This window comes from Pseudomonas sp. P20, assembly GCF_016463925.1.
GTDB classification, from domain to species: Bacteria; Pseudomonadota; Gammaproteobacteria; order Pseudomonadales; family Pseudomonadaceae; genus Pseudomonas; species Pseudomonas aeruginosa.
On the sequence record NZ_JAEMVM010000002.1, the window covers coordinates 461460 to 475754 of the forward strand.

Annotated in this window: 9 protein-coding genes and 1 pseudogene; 6 read left to right on the plus strand and 4 right to left on the minus strand. The window is 53.0% G+C overall.

The genetic code is table 11. The features are described 5' to 3' along the window. Positions 1 to 276 precede the first annotated feature (276 nt). Positions 277 to 2424, plus strand: coding sequence for an NERD domain-containing protein (locus JHD77_RS03270; RefSeq protein WP_172402896.1), 2148 nt, complete (start codon positions 277 to 279; stop codon positions 2422 to 2424). 1005 nt (positions 2425 to 3429) lie between these two features. Here the strand turns inward: JHD77_RS03270 and JHD77_RS03275 are convergent. Further along, positions 3430 to 5109 carry a YfjI family protein gene (locus JHD77_RS03275; RefSeq protein ID WP_161564156.1) on the minus strand — a complete coding sequence of 560 codons (1680 nt, stop codon included), beginning with the start codon at positions 5107 to 5109 and terminating at the stop codon, positions 3430 to 3432. Between the two features lie 264 nt (positions 5110 to 5373). Here JHD77_RS03275 and JHD77_RS03280 point away from each other — a divergent pair, with 264 nt between their 5' ends. The 3 genes from JHD77_RS03280 to JHD77_RS03290 all read left to right on the plus strand — a co-directional run bounded on the left by JHD77_RS03280 (position 5374) and on the right by JHD77_RS03290 (position 7251). Then, positions 5374 to 5571 carry a helix-turn-helix transcriptional regulator gene (locus tag JHD77_RS03280; protein WP_078458419.1) on the plus strand — a complete coding sequence of 66 codons (198 nt, stop codon included), beginning with the start codon at positions 5374 to 5376 and terminating at the stop codon, positions 5569 to 5571. Positions 5572 to 6053: 482 nt separating this feature from the next. After that, positions 6054 to 6716: an inovirus Gp2 family protein gene (locus tag JHD77_RS03285; RefSeq protein ID WP_031690911.1), complete on the plus strand. Its 663-nt coding sequence runs from the start codon at positions 6054 to 6056 to the stop codon at positions 6714 to 6716. 181 nt (positions 6717 to 6897) lie between these two features. Further along, positions 6898 to 7251: a hypothetical protein gene (locus tag JHD77_RS03290; RefSeq protein WP_043157811.1), complete on the plus strand. Its 354-nt coding sequence runs from the start codon at positions 6898 to 6900 to the stop codon at positions 7249 to 7251. Between the two features lie 72 nt (positions 7252 to 7323). Here the strand turns inward: JHD77_RS03290 and JHD77_RS03295 are convergent. Continuing rightward, positions 7324 to 7518 (minus strand): annotated as a pseudogene (locus JHD77_RS03295) (IS3 family transposase); the annotation flags it as partial. Between the two features lie 253 nt (positions 7519 to 7771). On the opposite strand from JHD77_RS03295, the gene JHD77_RS03300 reads away from it, so the two are divergent. Beyond that, on the plus strand, positions 7772 to 7987 hold the full coding sequence (locus tag JHD77_RS03300; RefSeq protein WP_078451195.1) for a YgdI/YgdR family lipoprotein: 216 nt from the start codon (positions 7772 to 7774) through the stop codon (positions 7985 to 7987). 263 nt (positions 7988 to 8250) lie between these two features. Here JHD77_RS03300 and JHD77_RS03305 read toward each other — a convergent pair whose 3' ends face one another. Further along, positions 8251 to 10971 carry a UvrD-helicase domain-containing protein gene (locus tag JHD77_RS03305; RefSeq protein ID WP_161564155.1) on the minus strand — a complete coding sequence of 907 codons (2721 nt, stop codon included), beginning with the start codon at positions 10969 to 10971 and terminating at the stop codon, positions 8251 to 8253. 350 nt (positions 10972 to 11321) lie between these two features. On the opposite strand from JHD77_RS03305, the gene JHD77_RS03310 reads away from it, so the two are divergent. Beyond that, positions 11322 to 12833, plus strand: coding sequence for an Hsp70 family protein (locus JHD77_RS03310; RefSeq protein WP_078458421.1), 1512 nt, complete (start codon positions 11322 to 11324; stop codon positions 12831 to 12833). 130 nt (positions 12834 to 12963) lie between these two features. Here the strand turns inward: JHD77_RS03310 and JHD77_RS03315 are convergent, their stop codons facing one another. Further along, positions 12964 to 14244, minus strand: a complete 1281-nt coding sequence (locus tag JHD77_RS03315) for a DUF1173 family protein (RefSeq protein WP_315986081.1) — start codon at positions 14242 to 14244, stop codon at positions 12964 to 12966. Between the last annotated feature and the right edge of the window lie 51 nt (positions 14245 to 14295).

Here is a 14295-nt window from a genome sequence, read left to right on the forward strand (position 1 = left end):
TATTGCCCGGTGCAGCAACTCTGTGCGCCTCGGCACTGTGCTAATCAAAACCCTGATCCCTGGCATCAGCTCTCCAAATTCAAGTCAACAGATGTTGTTCGAGGTGGTCCTAGACGTGTTCGTGTTGGTCGCTGGACATTCGAGTGGGCTCGTACGATGAGCATTTCCCCTGGAGGGGCAGGGCTCAGGCGAAATGCGGAGCTGTTTCAATGGCAGCCTCAGTTTTGAATGCAGTAGGCTCTTGTCAGGCCAAAAGCGCTAATAGGAGTGCAGTGGGTGAGCGAGAAGGGAAATCGATGCCTGCAGCATTACCTGGCGGTCTACAGAAGGACTTTGTTAACTGGTAGCAGCCGTGCTCTCGATGAGTGCTTACACCACTTCTTGGATCAGCGACCTGCAGGCAAGCATCTATCGGCTCTCGATCGTGCGATCGGCTTAGCTTCAGCACCGTTCTGGTGGGACCCGCAGGCCGTACAGGGATCCGAAGTGGCCAGTTTGGCGCTTAGCCGAGTACTCCATTTCGACAACGCCATCAGTCTCGATCTGCTGGTACATCTGGCTAACCAAAACCCTGAGACGCTCAGGTGGGCAATTCGCTACTCAAAGCTCTTTGAGCGTACAGGTTCGCCTCTATGGACTGGCCTTAGAGCAGCGCTCGAAGAGGAGGGGTGGCAGATCTTCTTCGGTGTCTGCGAGCGCCTGCTAGAGCAGCTAGAGCCTTTCGATGAGCTCATATCCAAGGCCGAAAATCAGCTCAAGCATTTATCGCTGCTTGAGCTGCTCTCTTACCTCAGTGTTCTCGCCTATCAGGCGTTTACTGATGAGGTTCAGGCCGATCCTTCCGGACAGCAATGGGAGGTCTATAACCGCATCATTTTACGGAAGCTCCAAACCTGCCAGGAGGGAGATTTCCGTCTGAATGAGCTACGGTTGGGGCGCTCCCTGAAACAGCATCTCGCTCCGATTCTCTTCAAGGAACCAGGGGCAGCAGACTCGGCAGAGTGTCGTGCCAATCTCGAATCGTTGGCTGTGCTGGTCGCTGCAACCCACGAGCGAGTCGATTATGAAGGCTCGATCAATTGGTTCTGCTACGACCCTGAGTGCCGGTACCAGTTAGCGCCTGGTGAGTCTGTTCTCTACAACGCCACGGAAGAGGGAGCAGAGCGGTGGCGGCGAACTGAGCGTAAGCATGACCTGCTGTGGCACTACTGGATGAAGCGCGCCGTGCAGGAGCTCGTCGACTCCGGTATGGCAGGGGAGATGATCGGATCCGCTGAGAATCACGAGCTGAACCAATGGGCCTACATCAAGACGCTTCGCAGCAAGCTGCAGCTGCAGACGATCTATGGTGTCGAAGAGCATCTCTCGCTTGGAGATGGTTCCAAGGTTCAGCTTCAGCACGTGCTGCTGGCGAGCGAGCTGACCTCTGTTTTCTTTCAGAAGGAATTCATTCAGCCATTCCAAGAATACTTCCGTAGGTCCGGCGTGGTCGCCCATGCGCTGGGACTACTAGCTATGAAAGGCATGCAGGTGGGTGAGAATCGATTTCCAATGACCTGGTCGGAGGAAGAGGAAAAGATTCGAAGGATCAGCGGGTGGACTGTCTGTGAGGAGCATCCCAAGGGCAGCGCAGATTCGGCCAAGTCGATCCTGAAATTTTGGACCAGCGACCTAAAGTCATTGTCGCTGCAACTGAAGGCGAAGCCTCGAATGCCGGTGCCTAGGCTCTATGAGCGTCCTTTCTACAAAATTGGGCGCTACAGCTTTCAGTTCCCTTGGATTGTCGCGCAACAAAACAACCTGACCGCAACCCTCAACAATCTAAGGCGATTGGGTGCTCGCAGAGTCGATATGCAGGCAGAGACTCGGCAGGTAGAGCTCCTGCTAGCTGAGAGTTTGAGGCGTCGTGGCTTCGCCGTTGAGGTTGGCTTTCGGCCGCCGGTAACTGAGGACGATGATGCGGGTGAGGTCGACCTGATTTGTCAGCTGGATGGCGTACTGCTGCTTTTGGAGGTCAAGTCAGGATACATCCGCTCGACAACTCATGAAGTCTGGCTCCATCGATCGAATACCTTGCGTAAGGCCGCGTGGCAATTGCGACGTAAGCTCGTTGCAGTTGCAGGCGCGTTGAGGGAGGACCAAAGCCTACGATCGAGGTTGGGATACCGTGGCGAACATCTGGAAAGAGATCTGCGTGCTTGGATCGTCGATACTTCCATCGAGCTAGATGGGCAGTCAATCGATGGGTATAGAGTCGTTTCTCGTGAGGCCCTTGAGGTCATCTTACGGGACGAAAAGCACCTACTGCAGCCGGTTGGGCAGGTTGGCGCAGATGACCAGGACTCGTTGTTTCCTGATGGATTCTCCGCGGGCCGATTCGTCGAGATTGTCGAATCAGGGGCGCTTTGGCGTGATCTCTGTTAACGATCAACATCCAGACGATGACTGACCTGTTCACCTAGTGGGGTAGCAAACTCCGGGTCGCCCCCCTGGAGGGTGCTTTTAATCGAAACGTCCCTACGCTTGTCGATTTCCGGTTTTGGCGCAGTTTCGGCATTGGCTCAATGAAGGAGAAGTGATTGTGGCCTCGGTCGGCACGAGAGATGAGTTTAAAAAGGAAACTATCCGCACACTTCAGGAGCGTGCTGGGAACAAGTGTTCAGCTAAAGGGTGCGAGCGCCTTACTTCCGGTCCTAATCTTCAGCCAGATAAGGCAAGTCGTATCGGCGTGGCTGCGCATATCACAGCTGCTGCACCTGGTGGACCGCGTTACGATCCCTCTCTTTCATCTGAAGAGCGATCCTCTATCCGTAATGGGATATGGCTTTGTCAGAACTGCGCCAGACTTATTGATGTTGATCCCAGTCGCTACACGGTTCTGCGCTTAATGGGCTGGAAAGAGGACGCTGAACGTGCTGCGCTGGCCGAACTTGAAGGACGGGGAACTCCTCGTTCCTTACCGAATGAGGAGTTGGACGAGGACGGATGGATCTGCCCGCATTGCCGGTCCTTTGTAAAGCTTCAGCAGACTGTCTGCTTGGGATGTAAGGCAGAGGTGATAACAGGGGCGACTCAACAGGAAAATGCGAACGCTATGCAATTGGGGGCAATAGCCGGTGGCGCTATTTCTTTTGGCGTCCTCACTTACGTGCCCCAATGGCTGAATTCTGCATTCAACTTACACGTTCCTGGGAGTTTTGGGCTCGGATTTACAGCGCTAGGGGTCGGGGGAGGTGTGGCGCTGATAGGTGGCTTCGCTGGCTTGATATTTGTCGAGAGGTATTGGAGAACTCAGCCGCCGCGGTTTGTTCGTCGAAAAATGGAGTAGCAAAGTTCTTGGGAATTGCTGGTTGGGATTGTTTTAAGTTTCAATTCGCAGCCTTTCCAGGTTGTGGGCCTTCCCTAAGGCCCACTTGCTTCTGGGTGGTTTCATTTGTTATTAAAAATACAATAACGTCCAGATCTTGGTCGTCCGCTCACTCGCTCATCAAGTAAAAATTCTTGGTTTTTGTATAGTGGTAGTGCCGTGATCGTGACGGTCTCGCCATTTCGTAGTATGGGTTCCTCTTCCGTAATGATTGATTCTTTGAATTTGTATCGACCTTTTTCCTTTATGAGATGCCCGAGTTTCCCCAATAGCTCAATAGCAGCTTGTAATCGGTCTGCATTGGCTCTGCCTCGAAGCCTATAGGGGCCGAGCTGCTTAATTTGAGTGAGGGTGATGGTGGTCTTGAATCCCTCTCTCAGATGCGGTGGGAGATTTGATCTATTTATTCTCAGATTCGCACCAGGCGCGCCCTCGTCAAAGATGTGATTGTTGCGAGAGTCATCTTGAGATACCCGCAGCAAGAAGTTTGCAAGCTCGCAGGCGTCTGTGACGATCTGCGGTTCATTAGCCAGATTTTTGGAGAAATGCCCCGAGCAGGCCTGGGCAAATCTCCAGCTAAACTTCAAGGTGAAGAGGTCAATATCGACGTCATCACTCGAAGTTCTTTCAAATGCGTGCATAACAGCGGCTATGCGACTGGTGTTTTCCAATAGCTTTGATGCGTGATCTTTCATGTAGTGGAATAGGCCGCCTTCTTGCATCTGGTCTTCTATGTATTTGTTGATTTCAAACCATAGGCTCTTGGCAGGTTCTGAAAATTTAAGCGTTTGTCGGGCGGCTGGAAGTGGAGTTTCAAAAATCTCACGAATTCGATTGTCGAAGGCCTCCTTACGTGGTTGGGCAGCAGATCTCATACTGTTAGTGCGCTCGCCAGCTTTGGGTTTTGGCTTTGCGACGAGAAACCGTGCGAGAAATCCAGTCCCGCGCGCCTCTTCCCCGCGCCGTCCCATGAAATTGGAAATTACACTTGGCTGCGCCATAAGCGCCATGGTAAGGCGAGCGCCTCTAAGCGTAATAGGGGCCCTGGATAGGCGATCTACAATTAGGGTACCTCCATCCCAAAGAGTATTTAGCTTGTCGAGCTCACTCATGGCTTTTCCATTGAAGATACTGTTAGCTTCACTGGTCAGCAGGCAGCCATTCTCTGCGTTCTCGTAGAGAAACTGAACCAAGGCTTGGGGCGTCGTATCCTCATATAGGAACTTTCCTGAGGGGGTGGGGACTGGCTCAAGTCGTAAATGCACTTCAATGTCCTTAGTTGCAGCGTCAGCAGCTTCATCGTCACCCACACTTGCATACTTGCCGTACATTCTTTCTAGGTGACGCAGCTCCGTTTTCCAAAGCTTGTGCTTTATACGATGTTCTCGGAGATCTTTAGAATTAGCTTCAATGGCTTTTCCATTTATCTTGTCGATTGATCCAGAAAAATAGTTCTGTGTAGTGGTCTTACGCTCTCCTGATTCGGCGATTGTTAAAAGCATCAGGGATGTGGGTGCTCTATTTCCTGGGGGTAACTCTACATCTACATATCGTTGGCAAGCCGTAGCCATGGCTCCGAGTGCGCACATCATGGCCATCTCCCTAGGGACCTCCAGCTGTCGGATTGACTCCTCCACCGCGGACTCAAAGAGACTGTGCTCTCGATAGCATGGCCACTCGTCTTGCTTTCTCGGCTCTTCTGGATCCGTAAATTTAAGTGTGTCGTTGATAAGTTCGCTCATGATTTTCCTGCTATTCATGCTAGGCCTAGCGAAAATAGCAGGGTTGCGTTGATTCCTGGTTGTGTATTTTGTGCTGATTCGAAGAAAACATACGGAAAATTGATATTTATCAAATTTCACTTCGAAGCCAGCGTGGCCCTCTGTTGGTTGAGCTTTGACTCTGCCTCTCGGCGGCAAAAGGCGTAGCAACTGTATTCGATTTGCCAAGTCAGTAATTTTTTAACGAACCCGCCAATTCTCTGGACGAACATGAGGAGCACGTTCATGAGAATTATTCGGCTGCAAGAGGTCATGGCTACAACTGGTCTGGCTAGATCGACTATTTACAAACTGATCAGCGAAAGCACGTTTCCCAAGCCTGTTCCTTTAGGGGGGCGATCCGTGGGGTGGGTCGAAGAAGAGGTGCAGGATTGGGTGCTGGAGCGAATTGAAGAGCGTGATGCGGCATTGAATGCTGCATAAAAATGACTTGGCTAGATTCAATGCTTAGGCATAAACACCATGACTGGATGTGATTCCAGTCATGGTGTTTATGCCGTCCACGCTGGCTGATTGAGAAAATATCACGGGCGAAAATATTAGTTCGTGCCAGGTGGATGGCTCAATTTTATTTGTGGCGGATTAATGGTTAAGGACGTATCTGGGGGTATTAGGTAATATGTGCGGTAGCCTTGTGGGCTCTTAGGATGGGTTTGATATTTTGTAGGAGCAATAATCTCCTACAATGACTCAATCATCTATGCTGTTTTGATGTAGCTGTGCTCGGAAAGCTTGAGGGTTCTATTTTCGGTGCGGGTAATATGCTTTAACTGTCTTCATGCATAGTGCAAAGCTAATGTCCGACTACTCCTCAGCTCTGTGATCACCTCTTGGTCACCTAACCAGTGCGCGGTAAAAAAATACCTCCTGTGCAGAGGGTGTGAACCTCACATAGGAGTACCCTCATGCGGCGCCATGTAATCAACACCAATCTTCACTTGTACCATGATAGGACCTTCGAAGGCCTGCCCGTTATGGACAAGAAGGGCCCATTTATTGAGCAGTACCTTTCTCGCTGTAAATACACGATCGAGAGAGCCCTGGAGCATTACTCGAGAGTATTCGCCTTCAGAGTGGACCTACGGCTGCCACTGACGCGTGAGCTGCCTGAGCATGCTTACACGAATGTAGTCATCAGGGAGTTCCTGGAGTCATTCAAAGCCAAGATCGAGCATGACCGGCAGAGAGCCCGGGCGCGCAATCGGTACGCTCATGACAGCAAGGTTCGTTACATTTGGGTCAGGGAAGTGGGGAGGGGAGATCGACCGCATTATCACCTGCTCTTCCTTCTCAATGCGGATGCCTACTTCAAAGTAGGTAAGAAGACCTCTCGAGAGCAAAACATCTTCCATCGCCTCCAGGAAGCATGGGCCCAAGCGTTGTGGCTAAGTGAAGAGGATGTCAGTGGGCTGGTAGGGATTCCTCCAGCGGCTGAGTATCGGCTCTCTCGACGGGCCGCAGATGAGCGCTCGTTAGAGAGGTTGTTCTACCGAACCAGCTACCTGTGCAAGGCTGCCACTAAGACCTATGGAGATGGTCAGCATTGCTTCGGGAGTAGCCGGCACTGAAGCTTTCGTTTGTCAGAGGACTTGGCCAGCTTCTGCTTACTTATTATCGTTGGCGCTGATCGGAGACTGATAGGCTTGACATCGTGTTTCCCGTCTGACGCTCGGGTCATGTCTAGGATGATCCAGTAAGAAAAAACGGATGCAGCACCTGATGTGAGTAGTGATAATCAGGTGGCGCTCCATGACAAATAAGGTGTTCCCTCGCGCTGGACTTGCCAGCGCAATTGAGATGCTTGTAATCAGCATCCAGAAATCTTCTGGCTCGCATGATGACGCAGGAGTGGTGCTTGCCCACCTGTCGAGCTCTCTTCAAAGCCTCAAGCATATGTATGAGTTTGTCGTTGCGCTTGACGAGGGCGAGATGGGTGGGGGCTTAGGTGTCTTTCTAGTAGCCTGTCAGAGCGTGGGTATAGAGTTCAGCCCACTGGTTGGGCTTACGTGCCTCGATGAAAATGATTGTAGGTATCTCAGCCCAGGGGAGACGCTAGAGATGCTTGTGCGGCGTATCCATGAAGTAGCTCTTGGCTTTGAATAGCCAAGACGCTCTGGATGGTGGGCGGTTCAGCGAGAGGGAAGAATTGGACTACCAAAATTCCAATAGACATTTTCAGGCCTCATAACTCGGCTGCTTCAAGTCATCGGGACTGACTCCACCCAAGTGGCTGTGACGGCGAGTTTGGTTGTGTAGGATCTCGATGTAGTCTAAAACATCGGCTAAAGCTATATCTTCGGTTCTGTAGGGGTGTTTGCGAATGCGCTCCTTATTTAAATTACTGAAGAAGGATTCCGCCACGGAATTATCCTCTCAAAGGAAACGGTTAAATGTAATTTCTTGTGGTGGGAGTAATTGGCTTGTCCAGTTTTCGTTTCTCATTTTCGAAGCTTGGGTATGGGGTGGAAGTGGTAGTCCAAGCGGTGCTCAGCGGACAGGTTTTTGGTGCTTCGGGACGTTGCTGTTTTTTGGGGTAATTGCTAGTTTGAAATTGATTTTTCTGCAGTCTGTGTTTGTGCGGGAATTTGTCTTATGTTTTATGAGCTGATTTTGGAGATCTAGTGTGAAGAAGTTCTTGCTCGTTTTGGTTTTTTCCGCTGGCGCGATTGCTGGATGCTCAACTCCGTCTGAAGTCGTACTTAACGATGGGAGGGAGCTCCAGACTTTAGATACTCCTCGTTATGATTCGAAGAGTGGGTTTTATGAGTTTAAGCAGTTGGATGGAAAGCTGCAGCGAGTTAATAAGGATCAGGTTAAGTCGATCAAGGATCTTGAGTAGAATATAACGGGTTCCAGCTTCTTGTGAGCTGTTGCCCCTTGATTGATCGTTCTTGGGCTGAGCGGCCGAAGAGTTCCGACTGCAAGAGGGGCATCATGTGCGATAGAGGCCGTTTTTCTGGTCTTTCAAATGCGAGGCGGCAGATCAGGTAGCTACTAGTATGCTGCTTCGTCATTTTTCATAGTCTCATGAAGCTCAAGCACGTGTTGTTGAATTGGTTGTGGAGTAAAGTCGCCCTCATCGATATAGAGGTCATAGCTCACCTAGCGCGGGGTAGCGAGGTTCTGCGTCCATCTGCAAGCTGGATAACGGGAGCACCCATAGAAATCTCCATACCTGCCCGATCTGAGCTTCCGGAATCCGCTGCCGCACGCGGGGCAAGGTTCAGATGAGACCGCGGCTCCATCCTGGCCGATTATGGTGATCTGACCCTTTTTCGCCAGCTCGTCCAGAAATGCAGAGCGGCGAAATTCAAGCGTGTAGATAAAGACGCCACGCCGTGCCCTGGTGAGCGCAACGTAGAAGAGCCGCCGCTCTTCTGCGAAAGGGAACTCCTCTGGAAGGGGCATGGCTGCTTGAAGGATAGGGTCGTCGGCGATCTCGCTAGGAAAGCCTTTGCGGCCGCGGATGACATTCAAGATAAGAACGTAGTCTGCTTCGGTGCCCTTACTGCTGTGCACCGTAGTGAAGTTGATCTCGATATTGGGACCGCAGATTCGCTTGAGCTCGGGCATGTTGTATGGCCGATCGCTGCGATACCGGCCAAGCAGCATGATTGTGGGTTTACGCGGCAGATCCCACACGGTTTTGAGTTTTGCCGCGATCCTAGTTAGGGTGCTTTCGACGAGCTCCAGCAGCTCATCATTGCTCTGCGCTGCGTAGCACTGGAGCGCCTTTCCGCTCACAGTGGAGGTTGTCTTAACCTCCTTTTTTAGCTGTAGCGGATTTTGCTGTACGAAGTCGGAAGAGATCTTGCAGATATCCTCCGGACAGCGAAACGTTTGCGTCAGCTGCAGTACCGTTCCTGAGCCGTAGAACGCCTGGAAATTTCGCATCACACTGATATCGGCGCCAGCGAAACGGTTGATGCTCTGGGCGTCGTCACCCACGGCTGTGAGAAATGTGTCTGGCCGTACTGTGATCGCGCGAAGAAGTCGCGCGCGGGCAGCGGAGGCATCCTGATACTCGTCGGCGATGACGAGCTTGTATGGGGAGCGATACCGGCCAGATTCAGCATGATCGATGGCGAGGTTGATCATGTCGTCGAAGTCGACTGTGCCGGCTGCCTTTAGCTCAGCTTGCCAGCGCTCAAGCACCCCCTCATACAGACGGATGATCAAGGGACCACGAATAGGGTCGACTTTAGCAGCTCGCTCACTGAGCTCGCTCGGCGTTAGGTGGTTGCCTTTGGCGTGCTGGATCAGGTTGCGAATGATCCTTGCCAGAGCTTCGTACTCTAGCGGCGGACGGCCTGTTGGAATTCGATCCGGATCTGGCTTGAGGATTACGCCGCGACTCTCCAAGGCGTGTTGCAGCGCCGGCAGGCCTTCACCAGTGCGAAGCGTATGACTAGTTGTCTCGAACAGATCCGTTTCATGTTGCTGGTGTAGCGCGCGCTTCCAGGTAACGCCCTGGGCATAACCCTTGAACTCCATCGGCGGAACGCCGTGGGCGTCCAACGCGAAGTGCTCATGGAAAAGCTTAATTTGTGGATAGTAGAAGTCCGGGTGGTATTGGCTGTGCTGGGCGTCGGCCGTATTGACGGGGTAGGGGGCCTCGTACTGGTAATCCACCCAGTGGAAGAACAACCAGTCAGCAATCAGCTGCTCTTCGCGGCTTTTCACCTTCTCCCCTCGGGAGGTAACCAGTTCATCGTCGTCACTCTGCGATGACGTGACTGTGCCGGGCGCCGCGCCAATTGGACGTGCGAAAACTGTCCTGACTAGCATCAGATTGCTGTGGAAGGACGCGTCTGACTGATCCAGCGCGTGCATCAGAGCGACTACTTTGGCGATGTCCTGACCGGACTCAAGCCACGGCGCTGGGCGTGGCTTGGAGCCAGTTGCTTCACCGATGACAGACAAGCCGAAGCTGTGGAAAGTCTTGCACGCAATTTGGTCAGCATCTGGGTATTGGCCCAGGCGCTTAGTCAGTCGCTGCTGTAGTTCTTCAGCTGCATCGGTGTTAAACGCTAGCATGAGAATTTCATGGGGTTTGGCGATGCCAGTGGCGATTGCATAGGCGGCCTTAGCAACCATCGTGGCGGTTTTTCCGGAGCCAGCAGCGGCTACGAGCATCAGTTTTGAGTCGAAGCAGATGACAGCCCGCCGCTGCTCCATGGTGAGCGGCGTGGCTTCCAGAGTGTCAAACAGCGAGAGCGACTTGTGCTGCTCAAAGAGTGTCTCGTTGAGCTTGCTCAAGTGAGCATTTAGGCCTTGAGCCGGACTGATGGGAGGTGTCGGTAGAATGCTCGGGTATGCCTTGCTGGCCTCCACTATCAACGGGTGTGAAGCAATGGCTTCAACGGGTAGCCCGCATTTGAGTTCAGCAGTTGGTTTGGTGCTAGCCAGATGATCCCCCATCCATGAGGGATGCCAGCTGTTAGGTAGCCGGCTGATAATCCTCTTCGACCATTTGGCATAGTCTGCCAAGGCCTCCTTTCCTGCGGTGGCAAGGCATTTGAGCTGCAGAGATTTGAATGCGCCTTGCCAGCGATCACCCTCGATCTTTTCGATCCCGTCGAGCTTAACGTCATCGCCGTTGAGCGTTTTGATCTGCGCTGCTGCCCAAACAATGCCGGGCCGCAGCTCAATCTCCGCGATAGCCACGAGCGGCCAGGAGTAGTTCTGGTCTCCAAGCTTCAGGGTGAGCTCGTCCTCGGTCAGATAAGCAGTGAAGCGAGGTGAGAATGTGAGGCTGGCGCCAATGAGGCTATTTCTGAGTATCACGTCCTTGTTCCGATAAACGGGATTCAGGGATCCCATGAGCCGGTTCGTCGTTGTCGATCGAGGATGCGCTGAGTTCTTGGTTTGTGCCAAGCCGGCGAGCATTCGGCAAGCTTTGGCGCCACATCCAGAGCACTGCGAGCAGCATATGGGCAGCTGAAATACGTCTGAGCCAGTGTTGAGAAACACACTACGTCATTGCGCTCAGAAGGATCTCTTAGACAGAAGCCTTAGACCTTGTCCTGAAGACCCTTCCGTGACCAGATAGTCAGGCCGTAGCTTCAAAATCCAAGCTGGAATCCCCCCTCTGAGTGATGGCATAAAGCCTTTGTGTTGTGCGGGGGCGTGGTGTGTCCATCGCGCTAAGAGGTAGTCATGGAGGGCTTGAAATGCGCATCGGGATCGATTTTGGAACTAGCTACACCGCTGCGGCGGCCTACATAAATGGCTCCATTCAGCACATTCTTTTTCGCGGCGAAAGCCAGTTTCGTACGGCTGTTTTTGTTCCTGAAAAGCCAGTCGACATGAGCCAGTTCGATGAGTCGCTCTACGTGCAGGAGGTCGCCAATAGCATCCTCAGCTCAAAGAGTAGCTACACCCAGAAGCTCAAAAAGTATGAAGAAGCGGCTAGCCAGATCCGAGTGGATTACCGCAGGCAGGTTCGTGATGGATACCTTTCAGAAGAGGAAGCCATCGCGAAAATAGGTCAAGCCATCTTTGCCCTGAACAAGCCTACCCTGAGGTCCGATGACGATCTCAGAAAGTCTGCGTATGGCGAGATTCGTCGCCGCTGGGTTCAGGCTCAAATTTCTGCTGGCCGTGAGCAGACGACCAGCATTGATGACTCTGCTGTCTTTGGTGAAGAGGCGATTGAGCAGTTCTTCGCCTATGAGGCCGGTCGGCTAATCCAATCACCTAAGTCCATGCTTGGCTTTAAGCTGGGAGAGCCCCAGCGCGTTGCGATCGTGCAGATCGTTGCGAACGTGTTGCGTCATATCCGTTTGGCCGCTTCTGAGCAGCTAGGTGCAGACGTAACCGAAGCAACTATTGGGCGCCCCGTTACGTTCCGGAGCTCAATGGGGGAAGCCGGAAGCAAACAAGCTATCAGCTTGCTGCGTGAGGCCGCATCGCAGGCAGGATTTACATCAGTAGATTTTCTCGCTGAGCCCGCGGCTGCAGCAATCACCTATCACGCCAACTCGTCTGTAAAACGACGCACAGTCATCGTCGATGTAGGGGGCGGCACCACGGACATAGCGTTCGGAGAAGTCGGGGGCTCATCTAAAGAGCCAAAAATCGAGACGACGTGGGGGATAGGAAAGGGAGGCAGCGATGTGGACGTCGGTCTCTCACTCAAGGCTGTCATGCCGGCGTTCGGAAAAGGCAATTGCTCCTTGCTCGCCCCTGTGTATGTGAATGCTGCAATGGTCAGCGATCTCAACCGGCAGAAGGATTTTCGGCAGAACCCGTTGGTGGGAGTCCAGGAGCCGTTTTTAAGCCGTGTTCGTTCACTGCAGCGCAATGGAGTAACGGTGCGGCTGAACCGTGATGTTGAAGCCCTTAAGGTGGCCCTCAGCACACACACACAAGCCGCGACGACGCTCGACTACATTGAGGCAGATCTTTCGGTGACTGCGACGCGATCCGACCTTGAGTATGGACGCGAAAGTTTCGTGCGGTCTTTCGATAAGCTTTTACACCAGGTAAAGGAGTCGACTGCCGAAAGCTCTCCAGTCCTGTTTCTCACTGGGGGAATGTCCCGAGCACCCTATATCGCGGAGACTGTACGCAAGCACTTCCCCGGCAGTGAGATCGTCCACGGTGACGCATCGCTAGGTGTCGTAGGAGGTTTGGCGATTCATACGGCGATGAAACACTCTTCTCGGCCTACGGAGGCCTAAGGGAAGATAACTTAACGGTTGATGTCCATTACGGTTGGTTGGCTTGCCATGCTGCGTCGCCTCACGTTGGCCATCTGTTCGTTCAACGATGGTCGCGCGCAATTGCTAGCTCTTGTCCTGCTTTGAGCAATCAAGCTCGCTCTGAGGCAGGCGAAGGTAGCAACGGAATCTCTTTATGCTCGAATAGGTCCCAGTACCACCAACCTTTGGGGTACTTCTGGCGGTTCGCGTAATGAGTGCGTTTGACAGCCTTGCGCTGCTGGTATTCCGGCGTATTCATGCCGAAAACCTCAATGGGGTAGTCGCACTCCATATCCAGCAGCCAGAAGTCCGGGAAAACTGCGTCGTTGTGGTCGAACCTCATCGGCTTTGTGAAGCTACGTCCGGCCTTAACCAGCTGCTTCTCCAAAATTCCTTCGTAGCTTGAGTCCAGTGGAATGAAGCGCTCGCTCAGACGTAAAAGGCTGATAGCCAGGACGTCGGCAGTATCTACGAACGTGCCGGGGGATTTTGGACAGAGCGCCATCTGAACGATTGCGTAAATCTTCTTCCCGTCTTGCCAAGCACCAAGCTCGTCGGCATAGCTACGCCGGAGTGCTACTCGAGTAGCCTCGTCTATCTGCAGCTTGGGCACGCCGAAGGGCGCTCCGAGGCGCACGTAGGGCATGTCATTGTCCCGTACCGGGTCGAAGTACGCCAAAGGCCCGATTGCCACTAATCGCAGTCCGCTTCTGCGGGCACTGCTGACTACCTCCTTGTTGCGGTCATGTTCTTCCTCGCCTTTGCGTGCGGGTAGTAATAGGACGCCGTCCAGAGTTCTGCGGCCAACATGGATTCGTCTTGCCTGTTGGAGTAACGCACCGCCTACGTCCTGATCCGATAGTTTTCTCGGTTGGTCGCTGTGCCAAGTATTGAGCTCCGCTTCCGTCCACAGAAGGTCGAGCAAGCCGCCCAGGCTCATTGTGTTACGGCGTTGCCTTGCAGCACGATCCTGTGGGGGCGCTAGCACAGGTTCTGGCGCCCCCGCTCGCGGAGGTGTCAGTGCTCGATCTAGCCGGATAGCCAGATCGCCGTCCTCTCGAATCTGAACGGCTTGCCGGGTGTAGCCTTGCATTCCGCTCTGCTCGTTGCTGGGAGCATAGAACCGGCATTTCTTGTGATGGTGGTGGCTCGTATCACGAAAGCGGGCTACGTAAAAGTTCTCACCTAGGCGTCGGATAGATACGGGCCGTCCGCGGTCATCATCCAGGCACATGCACTGACCATGAGTGGATCGATGAGCTTTCTCGAGGGCGTCAATCCATGCTTTGCCGGATTGCTCCGAGGGAGGGAAAATTTTGCCGGTGTTAGCAATCTTGATCGAGTATTTATGCACTGCGCATCCGTCCTTTGTTGTCGCCGGTCCTGCCACGATGTTAGGGCATAGAGGCGAGCTAGTTAGGGGCCTATTCCACTAGCTACA